Source organism: Chryseobacterium sp. 7, from assembly GCF_003663845.1.
GTDB lineage: Bacteria > Bacteroidota > Bacteroidia > Flavobacteriales > Weeksellaceae > Chryseobacterium.
The window spans coordinates 2,448,138-2,469,337 of sequence record NZ_RCCA01000001.1; the positions used below are offsets into that span (position 1 = coordinate 2,448,138).

Genomic DNA, 21,200 nt, shown 5'->3' on the forward strand with positions numbered 1-21,200 from the left:
TAAATAAATGCTTTTATTTTTGAAAATTCACTAAATCTTAAAAAACATTATATGGAGAAGAAAACGATTGTGTGTATTTCGTGCTATTACAAGGGCTACGATTTTATGGACGAGATGAAGAAACTCGGCAATAAAATCATTCTTGTAACTTCGGAAAACCTCAAAGAAAAGGATTGGCCCTGGCATGCCATTGAGGAAACCTTTTATATGCCTGAACTTAAGCCGTCTGTATGGAATCTGGAGCATCTCATTCAGGGATTCTCACACCTGATGAAAACCAGAAAGGTGGATGCTGTAGTGGCTTTGGATGATTATGACGTAGAAAAAGCCGCATTAATCAGAGAAACATTCCGTATTCCGGGAATGGGACAGACTACACACCGATATTTCAGAGATAAACTGGCCATGCGCCAAAAAGCAAAAGATTCCGGGATCAGCGTTCCTGAATTTACAGCGGTATTTAATGATGATGAGGTGAACGAATTTACAGACCGTGTTCCTGCACCATGGGTACTGAAACCCCGTTCCGAAGCTTCTGCATCGGGAATCAAAAAAATAACTTCCAAAGAACAGCTTTATGAGGCATTAGAAACATTGGGAGAAGAACGTCATCTTTTTTTACTGGAAAGCTTTAAGCCCGGTGATGTTTACCATGTAGACAGCCTTACTTTTAATAAAAAAATTGTATTCACATCTGCTTCGAAATACCTTGCTCCTCCTATGCAGGTTTCCCATGAAGGCGGAGTATTCAGATCCAAAACTTTAGGCAGATATTCTGAAGAGTTTAAGGCGTTAGAAGAAATTAACGCCAGCGTACTTTCCAATTTCGGATTGATTAATGGCGCTACCCATACAGAATTTATCCGTGGAAAAGAAGATGGAAAATGGTACTTCCTGGAAACTTCGTCAAGGGTTGGTGGAGCTCATATTCCTGATTTGGTAGAAGCTTCAAGCGGCATTAATATCTGGAGAGAATGGGCTAAGATTGAAGACGCCCTTCTGAGAGGAAATGATTACGATGTTTCTCCTCCTACAGGATACTATTCCGGACTGATTGTAGCACTGATTAAAGATAAAGAACCGAACTACAGCAGTTTTGAATGTGAAGAAGTCGTAAAGTTTCTTCCCATAGATTATCACGTCGGAATTGTGTACAAATCCGGTGATGCATCTGTTGTACAGGAAAGACTGGACGCAGCCGCCGAAATGATTCATGCAGATATGCTGAATATTTTACCTCCAAAAAGCAGCAAGCTCAGCTCCTAAATCATGAACCCTGATATTGACATTCAAAATGTTATCGAATTCATAATATGCAACTTACCTGAAGAATCACTTCTAAAATGTAATCTAGAGAACATCAATTCCGGAAAATGGCAAAGCATATTATCAGTTCACAGACTCAATCAATGCCAATAAACCAGGTTCAAAATGGATCTTTAAAGAAAATATCATTCTTGAACATCCAAAATTTGGAACCCTTGTATTGGATATTTTAGAAAAAGATCAGCTTGGAGGAATAGAATTTATTGAATTAATATAATTAAACACAAAAAAATGCCTCATATAGAACATACAGATTATTATTCACACATATTGGGAACAAGTCTCAAGGTAGAAGTGACCGGACATTATGGTCATCCTATCATCATGTTTCCTACTTCGCAGGGACAATACACCCAAAACCATGATTTTCATCTCAACGGAAGCATCAACTGGTTTATAGAACAGGGAAAAGTAAAACTTTACAATGTGCAGACCATCGACAGCTGGAGTTTTTATGATGATAAAATCTCTCCTCAGCAAAGAATAATAAACTACGAACGATATGTACAGTTTCTGATTAAGGAATTTGTACCTTATATTCAGAAGCTTCACAAAACGCATCGTGTAGCAGTTGCCGGAGCTAGTTTCGGAGGATATCATGCTGCCAATTTTGCATTCCGGTTTCCGGATGTGGTTTCCCATCTGTTCTGCCTTTCCGGGGCTTTCAGCATAAGAAATTTCATGGATGGCTATTCTGATGAAATGGTCTATTTCAACTGTCCAAGAGAATTTGTAAGAAATGATGAAGCCTGGAAATACAAACATATGCACATTGTACTGAGTACTTCTGATCAGGACATCTGCAAAGAAAAAAATGTAGAAATGGCAGAAATTTTAAGACTAAAAGGCATAGACTTCTGGTATGACGAAAGAAAATGGATAGGCCACGACTGGCCTTTATGGAGAATGGTCTTCCCTACCTTTATAGGCACATTCTTCTCTTAAATTAAACAATAAAAAAACAAATAGAAAAAATATCATCCATCTTAAAAACAAAAATTATGACAAAAAAAGTAGGAATTCTTTTCGGTATGGAAGACACGTTTCCCTGGGCATTTATAGACAAAGTAAATGAATTGGGAGGTGGAGAAATCGTAGCTGAACCTGTTAATATAGACAAACTGGAACAGGGCGCAGATTATGGCTATGCAGTGATCATCGACAGAATTTCGCAGGACGTTCCTTTTTACAGAGCGTATCTGAAAAACGCAGCACTTAACGGTACTTATGTGATCAACAATCCGTTTTGGTGGAGCGCGGACGAAAAATTTTTCAACAATGCCCTGATGTCTAAACTGGGAATTCCGCTTCCTAAGACTGTTCTTCTTCCGTCACACGAAAGACCGGAGAATACTTCAGAAACTTCATTCAGAAATCTTAAATTTCCACATGACTGGGAATATATTTTCAATTATGTAGGATTTCCGGCATATATGAAGCCTCACGATGGCGGCGGCTGGAAAAGTGTCTACAGAGTAGAAAACCCGGATGATCTTTGGAACAAACTAGGAGAAACGGAACAGCTGGTAATGATGGTGCAGGAAGAAATTGTCTTTGATGACTATTACAGAGTGTACTGCCTGGGCAGAAAATATGTTCATATTATGCCTTATGAACCGAGAAATGCACCTCATTTGAGATATGCAACTACTCACCAGACCCAAGGAAAAGATCTTGAGAAATTGCTGAAAACCATTCATGATTATACCATTAAAATGAATGAAGCTTTAGGCTATGATTTCAATACAGTAGAATTTGCCGTAAGAGACGGAATTCCTTATGCCATCGACTTCTGTAACCCGGCTCCGGATGCCGACAGAAATTCTGTAGGAGAAGAAAACTTTGCATGGATTATAGAGCATGCTGCCAAACTGGCTATAGAAAAAGCTAAAGAATATGTTCCGGGGAAACCTAACATTGCCTGGGGAACCTTTGTAAAAGATTCCATAAAATAACATTGAAAAAAAATTAAAAAACACAAAAATAAATGCATCATCAGTTTACTATTGGAATTGAAGAAGAATATCAGATCATTGATGTTGAAAGCAGAGATCTTGTTTCTCACGTTTCAAAGATCATTGAAGGTGGTAAAGCTGTTTTAAGTGAAAATTTAAAGCACGAAATGCACGAATCCATGATTGAAATGGAAACGGGCATCTGCCAGAATATTCAGGAAGCAAGAGCTGAATTAACGAATTTAAGACGTCATCTTATCAATACCGCACATGAGCAGGGACTTCGTGTTTCCGGAGGAGGTACTCACCCTTTTTCACACTGGTCAGATAACAGCATCACTCAAGGAGAAAGATATATCAAGATTGTGGATGATATGGGGGATGTAGCCCGTGAAAACCTTATTTTCGGACTGCATGTTCATATTGGAATTCCCAATCGTGAAGAAGGCGTAAGAATTCAGAACGTTATGCGGTATTTCCTTCCTCACGTGTATGCCCTTTCTACCAATTCACCATTCTGGATTGGAAGATACACAGGTTTCAAATCGTACAGACAGGAAATTTTCGTAAAATTCCCAAGAACCGGTATCCCGAGCTATTTTAATTCACTGGCGGAATTTGACAGCTATGTAGATCTTCTGGTAAAAACAGGAACCATAGACAATGCAAAAAAAATATGGTGGGATCTGCGCGTTCACCCGTTCTATCCTACGATTGAATTCAGAATTTGTGATATGCCACTGAGAATTGATGAAACCGTATGTCTTGCGGCCATCATGCAGTGTTTAGTTGCCAAAATTTACAAACTTCACCAGCAGAATCTGAGCTTCAGAAGCTACAGAAGACTGCTTTTGAATGAAAATAAATGGCGTGCCTCCAAAAGTGGTATTGAAGCCCATCTGATTGATTTTGGGAAAGAAGAATCTGTGCCTTATCCGCATTTACTGAAAGAACTTCTTGAGTTTATTGATGATGTAGTAGACGACTTAGGATGCCGTAATGAAGTGGAGTATGCATGGAAGATCCTTGAAAACGGTACCGGAGCAGACAGACAGCTTCAGATCTTTAAGGAAACCGGGGATCTGACGAAAGTTGTTGATTATATGATCTCTGAAACAGAGTATGGTATTACCCATGGTGAACCTGCTTCATAATATTTTTGGTAACTTTACAAAAAATATGTTGTAATGAAAGATATTCGAATTGCTCTGCTGGACATGAACAACAATCATGTAAATCAAGGCTTTAGAAACATTAAAGAAATTTCAGAAGCATTTCAGCAGAGCTCTGAAGAAAATGTGATGATCAAGACATTTGATGTGAGATTTAAAGATGAAATGCCGGAGATCGAAGATTTTGATATTTTCATTTCTTCCGGTGGTCCGGGAAATCCACATCGTGAAGGTCTGGCATGGGAAGATAGGTTTTCTCATTTTCTAGACTCTGTTTTAGAACATAATAAATACAGTGAGGATAAAAAGTATCTATTCCTGATCTGCCATTCATTTCAATTGGCAAGCATTCACTGGGATTTGGGAAATATCTGCAAAAGAAAGTCTTACTCTTTCGGGGTAATGCCTGTTCATAAAACAGACGAAGGCAAAGAGGAATTTTTATTCAAAAATCTTCAGGATCCCTTTTATGCTGTAGATTCCAGAGCTTATCAGTTTATTGAGCCTAATCATGAACGTTTTGAAGAACTTGGAATGACCGTTATGGCGATTGAAAAATTCCGTCCACATATCAATCTGGAAAGAGCGGTAATGGCGGTTCGTTTTTCGGAAGAAATATTCGGAACTCAGTTTCATCCGGAAGCAAGCCCTGAAGCTCTGATTGAAAATCTGAAAGATGAAAAAAACAGAGAAGCTATGATTGAAAACTTCGGAATGGAAAAATATCTTGAAACCGTAGACAGGATAGATGATGAGGACAAAATCATTCTGACCAGAAATCAGATCCTTCCGAGATTCCTTCAGTTTGCAAAAAAAAACATTTTGAAAGAAGCTGAATCTTTGGCTTAAAAGGTTAGAAGCTGGAAGAAGGATGCTGGAGGTTATTATTCGTTAAGACTACTAACTATCCTTTTATTTATGAACAATAAATATTTTCAGGCTTGAAAACTTCCCTCTTCCAGCTACATATAACAATCGGGCAGAAATGCTCGATTTTTTTAACATCACAAAAGAAAAAAAATATGATTCCAAAATACAGAAAACAATTTAATCAGGAGTTTTCGGAGGAAAAATACAGTCAGGTAAAAGATATATTACTGCAAAAAGGAGGGATAGCCCCTACTTTCAGAATTTCAGAAAGTCCTATTTTTCTGACTAAAGAATTTGAAGCAAAACTTATAGACGCCAGCGAAAGCATCATCAGCCAGATCAAGGCCATGCCAAAAGAGGCTCTACAAAAAGCCATTCCGGATAACTGCAGGGTTCCCAATGATACGGATCAGCCTCACTTTTTCACCATAGATTTTGGAGTCTGCAAAAGTGAAAACGGAGAAATAGAACCTCAACTAATAGAGCTTCAGGCATTTCCTTCTTTATACGCTTTCCAGAAAGTATATGAAGAAACGTTCTGTGAGGTGTATCCTTTTCTTTCAGAAATCAAAAATCCTATGCCTCATGAAACCTTTAAAAATTATTTGAAGGAGTTAATTGTAGGCGGTGAAAACCCAGAAAATGTAATTCTGCTTGAAATTTTCCCGGAAAAACAGAAAACAGCTGTTGATTTTGCTTTAACAGAAAAATTGTTAGGAATAAAAACAGTTTGTCTTACCAAGGTAAAAAAGGAAGGCCGCAAACTGTATTATGAAAATAACGGAAAGTTAACGGAGATTAAAAGAATCTACAACCGTATCATATTTGACGAGCTGGATAATATTCCGGATCTTGTTACAGAATTTAATTTCCGTGAGGAAGTAGATGTCAAATGGATCACCCATCCGAACTGGTTTTTTAAAATCTCAAAGTTTCTTTTACCTTTATTGAACCATCAGTTTGTTCCGAAAAGCTATTTCCTGCATGAGTTTCCGGAACACGAAAATCTTGAAGATTTTGTATTGAAACCATTATTTTCATTTGCGGGAAGCGGAGTTAATTTAAATCCAACAAAAGAAATAACCGATACTATTCAGGATAAGGAAAACTACATTTTACAAAGAAAGGTAACCTATGAGCCTATTTTTGAAGATATCAACGGAGAGTTTTCAAAAGCAGAGATCCGTTTGTTATATATTTGGCGGGAAAATGACGAGCGCCCTATCCTATTGGAGAATCTGGGAAGAATGACGAAAGCAGCAATGGTAAATGTAGATTTCAATAAAAAAGATGCCATCTGGATCGGAAGTTCGAATGCTTTTTTTGGATAAAAAAACTTATAATACATGGAAGAAAAGTCAACAGCTTTTGCAGAATTTGAAAACACTACTTTAACTCGAAGACGGAACCTATTACCCACATGGATTAAAATTTTCTTATGGATCTTTTTAATTGGAGGAGCAGTAGCTGCTATTTTATTAATGTCAGGCTCTTTTTTAACTCATATTAGTTTATCTATATATGGAATAAATGCAAATCATCCTTATTCAATGACAGGACTTTTGATCTCTTTCCTGTTTCTATATAAAGGTATTGTTGCCTATGGACTTTGGTTCGAGCAAAAATGGGCGGTACAGGCAGCAATAGTTGATGCAATCATAGGTATTGGTATTTGTTTAATCATGATGGTTATTATTCCTTTTACTTTTTCCCATATCAACTTCACAATAAGACTTGAATTAATTCCTTTGTATTTCTATCTTGTGAAAATGCAGAAAATTAAGAAAACCTGGGAAAGCTTATAAGGACTGCTGTAAATATCCAGCAGTATATTCTTTAAATTATAAAAACAGGCTTCGGCTGAACCTTTGGTTCAGCCGAAGCCTGTTTTTATGCACCTCTATTCATTATCACTTCTTTTGAACAATAAAAGACTTTCAGATAATTATTTCAAACCAATTCCCTGTTATTTCAAAAGCCCTTCAATAAAATCACAAAACACTAATTATCAACAAAATAAATTACTGTAGTGCAATTGTAGTAGTACTCATGCTGCAAATTTATTTTACTTTCGCTTAAGAATTTCCCGGAAACTTCTCTTTGTAAATCGTAGTAAAAAATTCAATTATAAAATCTTAAAATTATGCGAAATTTAAAAAACATATCTGTTGCAGTATTATGTTTATCTTTTTTATCAAGCTGTAATAATCCAAAGAAAAATGAGACCTCAGATTTTGACAATTATTTGGACGCCTTGGTACAGCCCGTGATGGAAAAAAATGATATCCCTGGATTAAGTATTGCCATAACAGTAAATGGTAAACATACTTTTTTCAATTACGGACTGGCTTCAAAAGCAGACAAAATAGAAGTTACCAATAAAACTTTATTCGAGCTGGGTTCTGTAAGCAAAACATTCACGGCTACTTTAGCCAGTTTATCACAAGTGAATGGAACGCTTAACTTATCTGATCCTGTAAGTAAATATATGCCCGAAATTAAAAATCCAGCTTTTGACCAGATAAAACTTTACAATCTCGGAACGCATACAGCCGGTGGATTTACATTGCAGCTACCTGATGAAATTACTAATAATGAACAACTCATTAATTACTATAATAAATGGAAGCCGGATTATCCGGCAGGTACCCAAAGAATGTACACTAATCCAAGCATTGGCCTTCTGGGTGTTATTGCCGGAAAAACATTCAAACAGCCTTTCACCAAAGCAATGACCCAAAATGTCTTCATTAAAATGGGGTTGAATAATACTTTTTATGAAGTACCTGCTGAAAATATGAGTCAATATGCATTCGGTTATAGTAAAAATGATGAACCAATTCGTGTAAATCCGGGAGTTTTGGCAAATGAAGCTTATGGAGTAAAATCATGTACACAGGATATGATTACTTTTGTAGACGCCAATATGGGAATTGGAAACATTGACAGTAAATTATCCGCAGCCATAATGAATACACATACCGGTTATTTTAATACCGCAGAAATGACTCAAGATCTGATTTGGGAACAATATAATTATCCGGTAACACTGGAACAGCTTCAAAAGGGAAATTCCGCGGATATGGCTTTCAAGCCTAATCCTGTGAAAGAAATTCTTCCGCATCAAAAACCGAAACTTGATGTTTTAATCAATAAAACCGGAGCTACCAATGGTTTTGGAGCGTATGTAATGTATGTTCCTACGAAAAAAATTGGTATCGTAATTCTTGCGAATAAAAATTATCCTAATTCTGAAAGGATTGATATTGCTTATAAAATCTTATCCTATATAGAAAAAGCTGAAAAGCTATAATAGATTATCATAAAATGCCTCAGACATATCTGAGGCATTTTCTATTCATTATAACTCCAAAACCCAAGTCCCTAAGTCCATGTCTGTGGGTAATTCGAGTTTCTTTTTAAGCCTGTATTTCTTGGTTTCAACAGCTCTTACCGTTACATTACTGCACTGTCCGATTTCTTTATTGGTAAGATTAAGCCTTACATAAGCGATAAATTTTATATCATGATTGGTAAGTTCGGGATATTGTGAAGTCAGCTTTTCATAAAATTCAGGATACACTTCTTTAAACTTACTTATGAAAAAAGGATTATTGGATGTGGCCATTTCAGCCAGATCATTAATGGAAGTATCTACTTTCCTTTTCAGCTGATCTGTTTCTACTATTTTCTCAGTAATGAGTTTATTCTGTTCTTCAAGCAACTCATCTCTTCTTTTATTTTTGTTTTTATTCCGTTTCCGGATCATAAATACAGCAGTAAGAGACACCAAGGCAATACCTGTAATGGCAGCGATAATAAGATAAAGATTATTCTTCTCTTTTTCCTGTTCAATAGCAAAATTATTCACAACAGAAGCCACCGCTTTTCTTTCTCCGGACTGAATGCTGTCGTTAAGCTCAGTATATTTTGTAAGATATTCATTCGCTTTTGGAAGATCATGTAAGGCCAGATAGGTTTCATAAATCTTCTTATACGTGTTTATAATATCTGCACCCCGGTTTATTTTCAGATAGATGGGTAAAGATTCCTGATAATATTCAAGAGCCTTTGGATAATCTTTTTTCAGCGTATACAGATTTCCGCGTCTTGTGGCAATGGCTCCGAAAGCGTGAAGTGAACTGTTATTTTTTACAGCTAACACAGATGCCTTATTCAGGTAGTATTCTATAGAATCTAGATGTTGCTTTTTAGATAAAAATTGCTCTGCAATTCTTACATAGATCTTGGGTTCATTGGGAAAATCTTTCAACCCTTTTCTCCGCATCATGTTAATAGAATCCGGCTGTTTTAAATCTTCAAAATTAGACCACTTCCAGATGTATACAAAAAACAAAGCGTTTCTGTTCTCTTGTGTATCAGGAGCATGCTTCAGATATTCTATAGATTTATTAAGCTGAATATTAGCCTGATTATATAGGCCTAAAAAAGCATAGTTTCTTGCAATTTCATTACACAGTCTGGCGTTCAGGCCATTGTTATTAATTAATTTAAGCTGTTTTCCAGCCTCATCCAGATAATGAAGGCTTTTCTGGTGCTCATCAAATGTAGAAAGTGCATTGGCGATATTAATATTGGCTAAAGATTCTCCTTCGGAATTATTATTTTCTTTATAATGTCGGAGCGCTTCAATATTGTACTGAAACACCTTTTCATATTCTCCTCTGTTTTTATAGATCGTTGTGATACTATCCAGCTTTGCAGGAGGATAATTTTGAGAATAAGACTGTACAGAAAAATAAAGAAAGAAAATAAAAAATGCCTTTTTCATAAAACCCGATCGTACGGCAAGTTAATTATTTTTATTTTTTATCTCTTTTAAAAAAAGGTTAAAAGTATGTACTTCCTCTATTGGATCATTGAAAACTACCTTCTATAATGCAATGGGTACAATAAAAAATTGCAATACATTTTTATTCTGTATTGCAATTTAATAAATTTATAAAGATTGATCTATCCGTTTTTATCGTCTTCCAACAATTCTCTTGCCTGATATTCCTGTACCAGATCAATGGCATTGGAAATAACATCACTCAAAGCAGTGATAAACGTTCCTTCTTCCGCCATTCCCATAGCGTGCTTCAATGCTTCTATTTCCTTAGGAATGATCTCATAGCTCACATCTTTTCCTGCAGACTGCATTCCTTCGATAATCAGACCATTGATCTCTTCTTCGGTTCTTCCGCGAAGATGTTTTTCGTTTCGAATGATGATATGATCAAACATTCTTCCTGCAATTTTTCCACATTCTCTGATATCGTTATCTCTACGGTCTCCAACACCGGAAATAATACCGATTTTCTTTGTAGATTCCACATTTTTCAGATAATCTTCAATGGCTTCATATCCTGAAGGATTATGGGCAAAGTCAATCAGAACCTTAAAGTTTTTAAATTTAAAAACATTCAGTCTTCCGGGTGTAAGCTGAGCACTTGGAATAAAGGTTCTCAAAGAATTGGAAATATCTTCAATCCCGAATCCGTAAAGGTAACTCGCTAAACTCGCTGCCAATACGTTTTCGATCATGAATCTGGCCTTCCCTTCCATAGTAATCGGGAAATCTTTGGCTTTTCCTATTCTGATTTTCCAGTCTCCTTTTTTAATGGTCACAAAACCTTCTTCATAAACACAGGTGATTTTTCCTTCTTTTGCGAATTTTACGATATGAGGATTATTTTCATCCATACTAAAGATGGCCACATTAGAGTCAAGATCATTGACGATTCTCATAGAATATTCGCTGTCTGCATTCAGCACACTCCAACCGCTTTTCTTTACACTATCCAGTACTACCCTTTTTACTTTGGTAAGATCTTTTAAATTGTGAATATCATTCATTCCCAAATGATCTTCTTCAATATTGGTTAAGACTCCAATGTCACATTGTGAAAAACCAAGTCCGGAACGCAGAATTCCTCCTCTGGCAGTTTCCAGAACAGCAAATTCTACCGTAGGGTCTTTCAGGATAAATTCTGCTGAAAGTGGTCCTGTAGTATCTCCTTTTGACAACATGGTATTTTGAATATAAATTCCATCCGAAGTAGTGAATCCTACTCTATACCCGTTGCTTTTTACAATATGTGAAATAAGTCTCGTAGTGGTTGTTTTCCCATTAGTACCCGTTACCGCAATAATTGGAATCGTAAAAGGTTTTCCCTGTGGATAAAGCATATCCACCACAGGGGCAGCTACGTTTCTGGGCAAGCCTTCACTTGGAGCAAGGTGCATTCTGAATCCGGGGGCAGCATTTACTTCAATAATGGCTCCACCGCTTTCCTTTAAAGGTTGAGTAAGGTTCTCCGCCATCACATCAATACCACAGACATCCAATCCGATAATTTTGGAAATTCTTTCTGCCATTGTGATATTTTCCGGATGCACCATATCTGTTACATCAATAGATGTTCCTCCGGTTGAAAGATTTGCTGTTGACTTGAGATAAACTATTTCTCCTTTCTGAGGAACTGTTTCCATCGTATATTGAAGTTTATCAAGCAGTTCTAGTGTATCTTTATCTACCTCAATTTCGGTAAGAACATTTTCATGGCCATAGCCTCTTCTTGGGTCTTTATTTTCTTTTTCAATAAGCTGCTGAAGATTCAGTTCACCGTCTCCTACCACATGAGCAGGAACTCTTCTTGCGGCGGCCACCATTTTATTATTGATGACCAGAATTCTGAAATCGTACCCTGTAATATATTTCTCAACAATTACTTTTCTTGAATATTTTTGAGCATGTTCCAACCCAATTTTAGCTGCTTCCCACTCTGTAACATTGATAGATGAGCCTTTTCCGTGATTTCCATCCAAAGGTTTTAAAACAATCGGATAGCCAATTTTTTTGATTACTGTATTAAGCCCTTCTTCATCTAACACTAAATCTCCAATCGGAACCGGGATAGCCGCATCGTGAAGCATTCTTTTCGTTAGTTCTTTATTACAGGCAATATCTACCGCAATGGAACTTGTTTTTCCAGTAATAGTAGCCTGAAATCTCTGCTGGTTCACTCCATATCCAAGCTGTACCAGAGAATTTGTCCCCAGTCTGATCCATGGGATTCTTCTGGAAGCCGCTTCTTCTACAATACTTCCGGTAGACGGCCCCAAACGTACACGTTCTCTGATTTCCTTTAAGCGGTGAATACACGCGTTCAGATCGTAATCTTTTCCTTCTATTAATGCTTCTGCAATGTTCACAGATTCCTCTGCAGCGTAAATACCTGCATTTTCTTCAATATAATTGAATACCACATTATACACGCCGGGGGTTTTTGTTTCACGGGTTCTTCCAAACCCTACATCCATTCCTGCCAGAGTTTGTATCTCCAAAGCAATATGCTCAATAACGTGTCCCATCCAGGTACCTGTTTCCACTCTATGGAAAAAGCCTCCTTCCACTCCTTCTGAGCATCGGTGGGTAATTAATGAAGGAATTAATTTTTCAATTCTCTCACGGAAACCTTCTATTTTATTGGTAGGATAATCCTCCATTTCTTCCAGGTCTAACCTCATCTGTATCAGCTTCTTTCTTCTGATACTCCAGATATTAGGACCTCTTAGTGCCTGAATCTTTTCGATTTTCATAGTCTATTGGCATTTTAACATTTAATAATAACTCCTTTCACAACCAAAGATAATGTAAAACCCTAAACGAAACCATACCACAATTAAAGATTTATTAAAAAAATATTAATTTTAATTAACATTCCTAAAACATTAAAAATCAACTAAAGATGGCACGAATTTAGCCAGTGAATGTGAATTATTTTTTAATTTTGTACAATGATGAAACCTGTTGGAAAATTAATAGTTATCGGAGGAGCTGTAAACAAAGGAAGTTTTGCTGAAACCGATTATGATCAAAATATAGAAAAGAACCTTAATTTTTTTGAGCGTGGGATCTTAAGAAAGATCATCAACGAATCAAAGCACAAAGAAGACTCTGTGATTGAAATTGTCACCACTGCTTCTCAAATTCCTCAGATTGTAGGTTCTGAATATAAAAAAGCATTTGAATTTCTCGGTGCCAAAAATGTAAATGTTCTGGATATCCACAACCGTGAAGAAGCGAATTCTGATGCAATGGTCGCAAGAGCCAATGCTGCCGATGTCATGATGTTCACCGGAGGAGACCAACTGAGACTGACTTCTATTCTTGGAGGAACAAGATTCCACGATACTATTTTATTAAAATACCAGGAACAGGATTTTATCTATTCCGGAACTTCCGCTGGTGCCGCTGCCGCTTCTGAAAATATGATCTATCAGGGAAGCAGCTCTGAAGCTCTTTTAAAAGGAGAAATCAAAACCACTCAGGGATTAGGTTTAATAGATAACGTAATTATTGACACCCATTTCGTTCAGCGAGGAAGAATCGGACGACTTTTCCAGGCGGTAGTAAACAATCCAAGAACTTTGGGAATTGGGTTGGGAGAAGATACCGGGCTTTTCATTCATAATGATGTGATGACAGCCGTAGGTTCCGGTCTTGTGATCTTAGTAGACGGAAGATTCATTAAAGACACCAACCTTACCAACATCAATCTTGGAGAACCTATTTCTATTGACAATTTAACGGTACATGTAATGTCTATGAATGATCATTACGATCTTACAACAAAGACGTTAACCATCGAAAATTCTCAGTTTAATCCGATACCACAGGATAAGTAGTGCGGGATGCGGGATGCGTGTAGAGTATATACTTTTGATATTTTATAGATAATCAGGATTCAATTTTCCAAAACGATAAACACGGAACCCGTATTAATAAAATCCCTACCTTTTCTACCTATTTAATAACCGGGCATTAAGCCACGGAACACGAAACCTATATCTACTATGAAAATCATTATCCACGGCGGTTTTTTCTCAGAAAGTGACCAAAGCCACGAAGTAAAAACAGCTAAACAGGACTCTTTAAAACAAATTGCCCAAAAAGCGTTTGATTATCTTACAACCCATTCCGCTTTTGATACAGTTGCCTATGCCGTTTCATTACTGGAAGATGATCCTTTATACAATGCAGGAATCGGTTCCCAGATTCAAAGTGATGGTGTAATCCGTATGAGTGCTGCTATTATGAACGGAAACACTCAGAAGCTAAGCGGCGTGATTAATATTCAGGATGTACAGAACCCAATTTTTGTGGCTAAAGATCTCATCAATGAGGATGACAGAGTTCTAGGAGGAAATGGAGCCAAAATTTACGCTACGGAGAATGGTTTCGAAAATTTTTCTACGGAAATTCCTCAGAGAAGAAAAGAATATGAAGCTAAACTTGCCAACGGCGGAAAAGGAACGGTAGGCTGTGTAGCCATTGATAAAGATGGAAAATTAGCTGTTGCCACTTCTACCGGAGGAAAAGGTTTTGAGATTCCGGGAAGAATTTCAGATTCTGCCACGGTGGCCGGAAATTATGCCAATGCTTTCTGTGCAGTGAGCTGTACCGGTGTAGGTGAAGATATTGTAAGCAATGCTACTGCTGCAAAAATTGTAACAAGAGTTACAGATGGTATGAACCTTCAGCAGGCTTTCAGCAAAACTTTTGATGAACTTAAAACTATTGATGGGTTCGCAGGTGCCATTGCTATTGATAAAGAAGGAAATGTGTATCATCAGGATTCCTATCCTACTATGGTTTTCGCCAGTTTTGACGGTGAAATTTTTGAAGTCTTTTCTTAAATTTAACATTTTTTTATAAGTCCGATTATTTTTTTGGCACGTATTTTACATTATTCATAACAACAAATTTTAATAGTAATAACATAAAAAAATAGAAATCATGGGAAACAAAGGAAAAGGACTATTAGCTTTATTAGGTTTAGGTGCATTAGCTTATTGGAAATATAAGAACTCAAGCCCTGAAGATCAACAAGCTGTAAAAGATAAGATCAATACTGCAAAGGATAATCTTAACAAATGGGGAAATGACCTTAAAAGCAAAGCCAATGATGTTGCTTCCCAGGTTCAGAATAAAGTAGACGAAGCTAAAACAAAGGCTGAAGATTCTCTGAGCTAATTAATAAGAGCAGTTTTTTTAACATTCATATATAGGAAAAAGTCATCGTAATAGTAATTGCGATGACTTTTTATTTTAATTTAAACGTTTAAGACGTTTAAGTAAAGATCTTAACGGTTAAAAACATATTATTTCTTTTCTGCAGCCAAAGCAAACACCAACGGTATTTTATTTCCAAATTGTGGAATTCTCCATTTTCCTTTTTCAAACTCTTCTACATGTTTGAAACAAGGATAAGGTGACCAGTCAAATTCCAGGAAAGTATTTAGGTGTAAATCTTTTTTAATCAAATTATCTAGAACTTCTGCTAAAGAGTGATTCCACATGACATATTCCTGAACAATAGGTGCAGACTGGTCAGCATAGGTTCCTTCATAAGTCTCTACAATAGGTTTTTCATTGAAATAGCTGTAGGTCACTTTTGCAAAGTCATCATCAAACATCCAAACGGCAGGGTGAAATTCTGCCATTATGAACTTTCCTCCGGGCTTTAAGAAATGTTCAATAACAGCAGCCCATTTTTCAAGATCAGGAAGCCATCCTATTGTTCCATAACTTGTGTAAACGATGTCAAATTTCTGATCCAAAACATTCGGCAGATTATATACGTCTGAGCAGATGAATTCTATATCCGTGCCACATTTCTGTGCAAGCTCTCTGGCGGTATCAATGGCTTTGTCGGAAAGATCTATTCCGGTAACCTTAGCGCCCATTCTTGACAGTGAAATGGAATCCTGTCCGAAATGAGACTGCAGATGCAGAATGGTTTTTCCTTGTATATCTCCAAGAAGTTCAAGTTCTATGGAGTTCAGAGATGTTCTTCCTTTTAAAAATTCATCTACAAAATAGAAATCCGATTTCAGATGCGGTTCTACTTTTGCGTTCCATGAATTCCTGTTTATTTCTAAGTAATTTTCCATGATTTAAGTTTTAAATTATATTAGTTTCCCTATACCTTCAATTTGTTTATAATTTCTCCATTAATTTTTTCTTTTGCTCTAGAAATTCTTCCTCGCTTAACACTCCGGCTTCTTTTAATCTTCCCAACTGCTCGAGCTGATCTAAGATACTTGGTTCAGAACTTACTCTGAAAATGAGTTTCCGGACGGGACATGAATTCTCTTACTTTTTCGCAAAACAGTTCGGCATGGTACTTTCCTACGCCATCAATTTCTACAATGTCATCTGTAACCTGAATATCTATGGAAGCCAGCAAGAACGCTGTTTCATATTGTATAGAGCTTATTTTGCTATAAGAAAAATCTTCTACCTTCAAGCCGTACATAAATTCCTTATCCACAAAAATCAATCTTCTGTCAGTTGCGACTAAAATGATATGTGGTTGTTCAATTTGTTTCTGCCCTCAACGAGATAGACAATTTTTTCTTCCGGTGAAAGGATATCCGGTAGTTCATGAATTTCTTTTCGGGCAAATATGGTAGGGCTGATGTCGAGACTTTTTAATTCATCTCTTATTTCGTCAAGTCTTGATTTTTCACTCATCATCTTCGTTTATGGGTTATTTTAAGTTTATTTATAAAAAAAATCAGTCTTCTGATGGTATCACAATGGAAGTATGCAGACAGTAGAGCTTCCAACCTAAGGTTTCGTACAATAACTTTCCTTCTTCGGTAGCCACTAAAAGATTATTTGTAACGCCTTTGGATAAGGCAATTTTCTCCAGTTCTTTCAGTAAAAAAGTAGCAAGTCCTTTTCTTTGATGATTCCTTTCGGTAATAATTCTGTCATACACGGCCATATCATCTGTAAGAGAAACACGGCCTATAGAAGCCTGCTCGCCGTTTTCTGCTGTAATTCTTACAACGAAGGTTGTATTGTACTCAGAGAATTCTAAATGATAGCCTTCTGCAAGACTGATTTTCGGGAAATTCATTGGATGAAAACAGGTCATCATATATCCCTGTGGCTGCAGTTTCCACCGTTCAGGGATTTTATTTATAAATTCTTCGGGAGAAATAGACACCTTCAGATAAATCCAGGGTTCATCTATTGAGTTGGCAAGCTGGAAAAAATCATCATTCAGCTCAGGAAATATGAAACGTTCTTTTTGCTTTTCGTCTCCTACCATCACATAAAATCCTGATGTATAGGAAACGGGAAAAGGTACTTCTCTTGATAAGCACCATCCTTTAAGCCATTTTTCTACGATTTCCGCAGATACTTTATCTTTCATGATTCCGTATTAAAAATTTTATTGCAATTGCTGCAGGAGTTTCTTTTTCTGTTCTGCAAACTCTGTATCGGTTAAGATTCCGTTTTCTCTCAGTTTTCCTAATTTTTCAAGCTGATTAAAAATTTCTTCCGAGGAAACCGAAATATTTGTGTTTGCCGAACCTATTTGTTTTGAAGAATTCTTCTGAGAATTATTATATATTCCTTTTATCTTATCGTAAAACTTCTCTGCATCTTCTTTATCCATGAAACATTCAAACTCTACTACTCTTTCATCAAGATGCAATTTAATAATTGGGGACTTTGAATGTGACACAAAGCTTACAGCCTTGATGGTTTCGTTAGGATAATCATTAATTTTTGCTTCTCCAAACATTGCTTTTGATACAGAAATTAATCTTGTAGGTGTTGCCACTAATATTCCAGCGGCCAGCGTATTGACAAACTGAGCATCTGTAATGGCGATGATTTGTTCTTCTTCCGATATCAGATAAGGAAGTTCTTTAATTTCACCTTTTGTAAACATAGAAAGGTTAGCATTCAGCATTTCAAGCTCGCTCTTTATCTTCTGATGTCTTCTCTTATAAACTTCTTTTGAGATCTGACGGGAGCCGGAATTTATGGCTACAGGAAGATTCTGTTCTACAGTCATTATTGTCTGAACTGTTTCATTTTTTCTTCAGTCAGCATTTTGTTGATATCATTAATGCTGAATTTATTGAGGTTGTACAGCAATTCTTCGTTGATATCACTTACTTTATTTAAACATTTATTGCACAAAACATTACCGTCTGAAAGCTTATTAGCTCCCAAAAGGGTATCCATGGATGTTAGTTCTGTATTGCACAATGCACAGTTATTGCTCATTTTTTTTCTTTTATAATTGATCCAGCAGTTTTTTCTTTTGTTCTGCAAATTCTTCATCTGTCAAAATTCCGTTTTCTCTCAGTTTTCCTAATTTTTCCAGCTGCTCAAAAATAGCTCCGGAATCACTTTTACCAGTAGAATATACATTTTCCTCTACCAGATCCGGAATCGTTTGAGCAAATGCCTGAAACGGACTTGAATTTTGTGTGAATTCGTTTTCATTGTAAGACGTACTTCTGTTTTGAACATTGGAAAATGCTCTTCCATCATTTTTATTATGCAGCTTGAACTGTGCCGAACCTCTATAAGTATAGATTTTCAAGATAGAGTACAAAAGGTTTTCAATATGATCAATGGAAGAAATATCATGAATAAGGAATTCATTTTTTACAACCCCGCCCAAAAATTTTTTATCAATAAAAGCAACTCTTTTCTGGGTTGAAAATATAATTCCTTCCCTGTTGCTCTGAAGATCTATTCCTTCTGCGATGGCAAGCAGTCTTTCATCTCTGTCCAGTACATTGGCGAGTTCATTCACTTCTTCATTAGCCAGAATGCTGAGCCTTGCATTAAGCGCAACAATCTGATCTTTTATTTCATCCAGTCTGATAGGTGCATCATATTCGTAACGGTTGTTTGCATTAGATTGAATTCCTCCCGGATTTTGGCTGGCCTCTATTTTACTTTTCAGCATCATTCCTGTAATTTCTGCAAAATAAAACTGGTCAAGAGTATTGATGAGGTCTCTGTTGATAGTAATGGCTTTTGTAAAACATGCTGCACACAAATAACCGCCATCAGCCAGTTTATTTTTACCAACAGACAGATCTGTTTCCGTAAGCAGTGTACCGCACAATGCACAAATAGTATTCATTTGAGTTTTATGTTTAAAAGTTTTTATGAGTACAGGGCTTCAGTGTACCTGTTTTTATAACATCGACTCCAAATTACAAATTCTGAACCGATTGTAAAGGTCAAAAATATTTAAATCTTAGCACCCGCCAAAAAAATCGACCACAAAATTGCTTTTGTGGTCGATTTATTTTTGAATATATATAAAATTTTATTCTCCTAAAAACTCCGCTAACGAAACCGTTTTCTTTTCTCCAGCCTCAATATCTTTATAAGTAACCGTATTATTTTTAAGCTCTTCTTCGCCCAGGAATACTACATTCTTGATTCCTTTCTTTTCTGCGTAGGTAAACTGTTTATTGATTTTTGCATTTTCAGGATATAATTCTGCAGAAATTCCTTTTGCTCTCAGCTGCATAATCAGTTTCAACGCTTCTGTTGTTTCTTCTCCTCCGGAATTGGCAAACAGATATTCTATTTTAGAAGAAGCTTCTTCAGGGAAAAGATTCAATTCTTCCATTACCAGATAAATTCTGTCTAACCCGAAAGAAATTCCTATTCCCGGAATGTTTTTAACTCCGAAAACTTCCGTCAGGTTATCATATCTGCCTCCTCCTCCAATAGAGCCCATAGCTACCTCGTCTGCCTTTACTTCGAAAATAGCTCCGGTGTAATAATCCAGACCTCTCGCCAGAGTTATGTTGAACACAAGATTTTGCATATCCACACCCAGATTTAGAGATTGTGTAAGAACATATTCCAATTCTTCTACTCCTTTCAAACCGATTTCATTCCCTATGAATTTCTCTTTCAGCTGTAGAAGATTTTCCAGTGCATCATCTGACTGGCTGAATAAGAAATCCAGTTTATCAATAGATTCTTGAGCAATTTCTCTTTCCAGCAATTCTTTTACAACTCCTTCTTTACCAATTTTATCCAGCTTATCCAATGCTACTGTGAACTCAATCAGTTTATCTGTAATTCCTGCATATTCTGCCAATCCGGAAAGAATCTTTCTGTTATTCATATGAATGGTTACCGGAACTTTCAGATCTGCAAAAGACTTCAGATACAACTGAACCAGCTCTACTTCCTGTAGCAAACTTTCACTTCCTACTACATCTGCATCACACTGATAAAACTCTCTGTATCGTCCTTTCTGGGGCTTATCTGCTCTCCAAACCGGCTGAATCTGATAACGTTTGTATGGGAATGTTAATTTCCCATGATTCATCGCTACGAATCTTGCAAAAGGTACGGTAAGATCATATCTAAGGGCTTTATCTGAAATCTGTGGAATACTACGCTTACTATCTAGCAAAAAAGAATTTGAATAGCTTGAAAGATAATTATTTCTTAAATATTCTAAAAGATTATTTGTATTCTCATCTTCCAATGCTAAATCTAATGAATTATGAATTGAAGAATTTCTAATGGTTCTAATAATATCAATATTATTATTATCATTAAAAAAATTGTTTAAGTGCTCAAAGTTATACTTCTTATTAGATTTATTTTCAAAATTATTATTATCAGTATTATTAGATAATACCTCATTAAGATAATAATCGAAATCATTATTTAATGAAGTTAATTCATCTCTTTTTTCTTTCAGATAATCCCCGGACTCCAAAATTTTAAAGATCAGTCGGTCACCTTCTTCTCCGTATTTTCCTGTCAACGTAGAAAGATTTTCAAAGCTTGGTGTTTCCAATGGCTGAAACCCGAATAATTCAAAATTATTCTGTAAAATATTGATGATATATTTTCTTCTGGAAACTTCCTGTGCCGTAAAATCTCTCGTCCCTTTTGCTAAACTTGGCTTCATTTGTTGTATGTCATTTTGATAAATGCAAAAGTAAGGAATTGAAAGGAATTTTACATAGTATAAAAAAAGCTAAAGAAACAATCTTCTCCAGCTTT

Annotated in this window: 22 protein-coding genes; 11 read left to right on the plus strand and 11 right to left on the minus strand. The window is 36.3% G+C overall.

The window, feature by feature from the left end; all coding sequences use genetic code 11:
* Positions 1–51 precede the first annotated feature (51 nt).
* The 8 genes from CLU97_RS11300 (at position 52) to ampC (ending at position 8,636) form a co-directional block, all read left to right on the plus strand.
* Positions 52–1,266 (plus strand): acetyl-CoA carboxylase biotin carboxylase subunit family protein, encoded by a 1,215-nt coding sequence (locus CLU97_RS11300; protein WP_121488015.1) that lies wholly within the window; start codon positions 52–54, stop codon positions 1,264–1,266.
* 291 nt (positions 1,267–1,557) lie between these two features.
* Positions 1,558–2,271: an alpha/beta hydrolase-fold protein gene (locus tag CLU97_RS11305; protein ID WP_121488016.1), complete on the plus strand. Its 714-nt coding sequence runs from the start codon at positions 1,558–1,560 to the stop codon at positions 2,269–2,271.
* A gap of 56 nt (positions 2,272–2,327) precedes the next feature.
* Complete coding sequence (locus tag CLU97_RS11310) at positions 2,328–3,281, plus strand: RimK family alpha-L-glutamate ligase (RefSeq protein ID WP_121488017.1); 954 nt, start codon at positions 2,328–2,330, stop codon at positions 3,279–3,281.
* A gap of 32 nt (positions 3,282–3,313) precedes the next feature.
* On the plus strand, positions 3,314–4,435 hold the full coding sequence (locus CLU97_RS11315; protein ID WP_121488018.1) for a carboxylate-amine ligase: 1,122 nt from the start codon (positions 3,314–3,316) through the stop codon (positions 4,433–4,435).
* A gap of 33 nt (positions 4,436–4,468) precedes the next feature.
* A complete protein-coding gene (locus tag CLU97_RS11320) occupies positions 4,469–5,302 on the plus strand; it encodes a type 1 glutamine amidotransferase (RefSeq protein ID WP_121488019.1) in 834 nt (277 codons plus the stop codon).
* Between the two features lie 173 nt (positions 5,303–5,475).
* Positions 5,476–6,654, plus strand: coding sequence for a hypothetical protein (locus CLU97_RS11325; RefSeq protein WP_121488020.1), 1,179 nt, complete (start codon positions 5,476–5,478; stop codon positions 6,652–6,654).
* Between the two features lie 15 nt (positions 6,655–6,669).
* Complete coding sequence (locus CLU97_RS11330) at positions 6,670–7,128, plus strand: hypothetical protein (RefSeq protein ID WP_121488021.1); 459 nt, start codon at positions 6,670–6,672, stop codon at positions 7,126–7,128.
* Positions 7,129–7,466: 338 nt separating this feature from the next.
* Entirely contained in the window at positions 7,467–8,636 is a 1,170-nt protein-coding gene (ampC, locus tag CLU97_RS11335; protein WP_121488022.1) for a class C beta-lactamase, read from the plus strand.
* Positions 8,637–8,684: 48 nt separating this feature from the next.
* Here ampC and CLU97_RS11340 read toward each other — a convergent pair whose 3' ends face one another.
* Both CLU97_RS11340 and cphA read right to left on the minus strand, forming a co-directional pair.
* Positions 8,685–10,115 (minus strand): tetratricopeptide repeat protein, encoded by a 1,431-nt coding sequence (locus tag CLU97_RS11340; protein WP_121488023.1) that lies wholly within the window; start codon positions 10,113–10,115, stop codon positions 8,685–8,687.
* Between the two features lie 182 nt (positions 10,116–10,297).
* The gene (cphA, locus tag CLU97_RS11345; protein WP_121488024.1) at positions 10,298–12,928 is read right to left on the minus strand and encodes a cyanophycin synthetase; all 2,631 of its coding nucleotides are present in this window, start codon (positions 12,926–12,928) and stop codon (positions 10,298–10,300) included.
* Positions 12,929–13,129: 201 nt separating this feature from the next.
* On the opposite strand from cphA, the gene CLU97_RS11350 reads away from it, so the two are divergent.
* The 3 genes from CLU97_RS11350 to CLU97_RS11360 all read left to right on the plus strand — a co-directional run bounded on the left by CLU97_RS11350 (position 13,130) and on the right by CLU97_RS11360 (position 15,365).
* Positions 13,130–14,017: a cyanophycinase gene (locus CLU97_RS11350; RefSeq protein ID WP_121489716.1), complete on the plus strand. Its 888-nt coding sequence runs from the start codon at positions 13,130–13,132 to the stop codon at positions 14,015–14,017.
* A gap of 168 nt (positions 14,018–14,185) precedes the next feature.
* Positions 14,186–15,028 carry an isoaspartyl peptidase/L-asparaginase gene (locus tag CLU97_RS11355; RefSeq protein ID WP_121488025.1) on the plus strand — a complete coding sequence of 281 codons (843 nt, stop codon included), beginning with the start codon at positions 14,186–14,188 and terminating at the stop codon, positions 15,026–15,028.
* 100 nt (positions 15,029–15,128) lie between these two features.
* A complete protein-coding gene (locus tag CLU97_RS11360; protein WP_121488026.1) occupies positions 15,129–15,365 on the plus strand; it encodes a YtxH domain-containing protein in 237 nt (78 codons plus the stop codon).
* A gap of 128 nt (positions 15,366–15,493) precedes the next feature.
* On the opposite strand, the gene CLU97_RS11365 is transcribed toward CLU97_RS11360, so the two are convergent.
* The 9 genes from CLU97_RS11365 to hisS all read right to left on the minus strand — a co-directional run bounded on the left by CLU97_RS11365 (position 15,494) and on the right by hisS (position 21,105).
* Positions 15,494–16,285, minus strand: a complete 792-nt coding sequence (locus CLU97_RS11365; protein WP_121488027.1) for a class I SAM-dependent methyltransferase — start codon at positions 16,283–16,285, stop codon at positions 15,494–15,496.
* A 46-nt stretch (positions 16,286–16,331) separates the two neighbouring features.
* A complete protein-coding gene (locus CLU97_RS24365) occupies positions 16,332–16,460 on the minus strand; it encodes an SHOCT domain-containing protein (protein ID WP_121488028.1) in 129 nt (42 codons plus the stop codon).
* Positions 16,441–16,665, minus strand: a complete 225-nt coding sequence (locus CLU97_RS11375; protein WP_262689984.1) for a PH domain-containing protein — start codon at positions 16,663–16,665, stop codon at positions 16,441–16,443. The genes CLU97_RS24365 and CLU97_RS11375 overlap by 20 nt, the downstream gene beginning before the upstream one ends.
* Before the next feature lie 26 nt (positions 16,666–16,691).
* Complete coding sequence (locus CLU97_RS23675; protein ID WP_183084553.1) at positions 16,692–16,868, minus strand: hypothetical protein; 177 nt, start codon at positions 16,866–16,868, stop codon at positions 16,692–16,694.
* A 43-nt stretch (positions 16,869–16,911) separates the two neighbouring features.
* On the minus strand, positions 16,912–17,559 hold the full coding sequence (locus tag CLU97_RS11385; RefSeq protein WP_121488031.1) for a GNAT family N-acetyltransferase: 648 nt from the start codon (positions 17,557–17,559) through the stop codon (positions 16,912–16,914).
* A gap of 18 nt (positions 17,560–17,577) precedes the next feature.
* Positions 17,578–18,210 carry a PH domain-containing protein gene (locus CLU97_RS24025; protein WP_228437653.1) on the minus strand — a complete coding sequence of 211 codons (633 nt, stop codon included), beginning with the start codon at positions 18,208–18,210 and terminating at the stop codon, positions 17,578–17,580.
* Positions 18,210–18,425, minus strand: coding sequence for a DUF4428 domain-containing protein (locus CLU97_RS11395; protein WP_183084554.1), 216 nt, complete (start codon positions 18,423–18,425; stop codon positions 18,210–18,212). The genes CLU97_RS24025 and CLU97_RS11395 overlap by 1 nt, the downstream gene beginning before the upstream one ends.
* A 10-nt stretch (positions 18,426–18,435) precedes the next feature.
* Complete coding sequence (locus CLU97_RS11400; protein WP_121489718.1) at positions 18,436–19,299, minus strand: SHOCT domain-containing protein; 864 nt, start codon at positions 19,297–19,299, stop codon at positions 18,436–18,438.
* A gap of 189 nt (positions 19,300–19,488) precedes the next feature.
* Positions 19,489–21,105, minus strand: a complete 1,617-nt coding sequence (hisS, locus tag CLU97_RS11405) for a histidine--tRNA ligase (protein WP_121488033.1) — start codon at positions 21,103–21,105, stop codon at positions 19,489–19,491.
* Positions 21,106–21,200: the final 95 nt, after the last annotated feature.

What these genes read in the sequence shown, in the direction of transcription:
- CLU97_RS11400 (WP_121489718.1), bottom strand. Translation starts at nt 19,299, where the DNA reads ATGAATACTATTTGTGCATTGTGCGGTACACTGCTTACGGAAACAGAT.
- CLU97_RS24025 (WP_228437653.1), bottom strand. Translation starts at nt 18,210, where the DNA reads ATGACTGTAGAACAGAATCTTCCTGTAGCCATAAATTCCGGCTCCCGT.
- CLU97_RS11350 (WP_121489716.1), top strand. Translation starts at nt 13,130, where the DNA reads ATGAAACCTGTTGGAAAATTAATAGTTATCGGAGGAGCTGTAAACAAA.
- CLU97_RS11385 (WP_121488031.1), bottom strand. Translation starts at nt 17,559, where the DNA reads ATGAAAGATAAAGTATCTGCGGAAATCGTAGAAAAATGGCTTAAAGGA.
- ampC (WP_121488022.1), top strand. Translation starts at nt 7,467, where the DNA reads ATGCGAAATTTAAAAAACATATCTGTTGCAGTATTATGTTTATCTTTT.
- CLU97_RS11330 (WP_121488021.1), top strand. Translation starts at nt 6,670, where the DNA reads ATGGAAGAAAAGTCAACAGCTTTTGCAGAATTTGAAAACACTACTTTA.
- hisS (WP_121488033.1), bottom strand. Translation starts at nt 21,105, where the DNA reads ATGAAGCCAAGTTTAGCAAAAGGGACGAGAGATTTTACGGCACAGGAA.
- CLU97_RS11325 (WP_121488020.1), top strand. Translation starts at nt 5,476, where the DNA reads ATGATTCCAAAATACAGAAAACAATTTAATCAGGAGTTTTCGGAGGAA.
- CLU97_RS11315 (WP_121488018.1), top strand. Translation starts at nt 3,314, where the DNA reads ATGCATCATCAGTTTACTATTGGAATTGAAGAAGAATATCAGATCATT.
- CLU97_RS11300 (WP_121488015.1), top strand. Translation starts at nt 52, where the DNA reads ATGGAGAAGAAAACGATTGTGTGTATTTCGTGCTATTACAAGGGCTAC.
- CLU97_RS11360 (WP_121488026.1), top strand. Translation starts at nt 15,129, where the DNA reads ATGGGAAACAAAGGAAAAGGACTATTAGCTTTATTAGGTTTAGGTGCA.
- CLU97_RS11305 (WP_121488016.1), top strand. Translation starts at nt 1,558, where the DNA reads ATGCCTCATATAGAACATACAGATTATTATTCACACATATTGGGAACA.
- CLU97_RS11395 (WP_183084554.1), bottom strand. Translation starts at nt 18,425, where the DNA reads ATGAGCAATAACTGTGCATTGTGCAATACAGAACTAACATCCATGGAT.
- CLU97_RS11310 (WP_121488017.1), top strand. Translation starts at nt 2,328, where the DNA reads ATGACAAAAAAAGTAGGAATTCTTTTCGGTATGGAAGACACGTTTCCC.
- cphA (WP_121488024.1), bottom strand. Translation starts at nt 12,928, where the DNA reads ATGAAAATCGAAAAGATTCAGGCACTAAGAGGTCCTAATATCTGGAGT.
- CLU97_RS11340 (WP_121488023.1), bottom strand. Translation starts at nt 10,115, where the DNA reads ATGAAAAAGGCATTTTTTATTTTCTTTCTTTATTTTTCTGTACAGTCT.
- CLU97_RS11320 (WP_121488019.1), top strand. Translation starts at nt 4,469, where the DNA reads ATGAAAGATATTCGAATTGCTCTGCTGGACATGAACAACAATCATGTA.
- CLU97_RS11355 (WP_121488025.1), top strand. Translation starts at nt 14,186, where the DNA reads ATGAAAATCATTATCCACGGCGGTTTTTTCTCAGAAAGTGACCAAAGC.
- CLU97_RS11365 (WP_121488027.1), bottom strand. Translation starts at nt 16,285, where the DNA reads ATGGAAAATTACTTAGAAATAAACAGGAATTCATGGAACGCAAAAGTA.
- CLU97_RS23675 (WP_183084553.1), bottom strand. Translation starts at nt 16,868, where the DNA reads ATGAGTGAAAAATCAAGACTTGACGAAATAAGAGATGAATTAAAAAGT.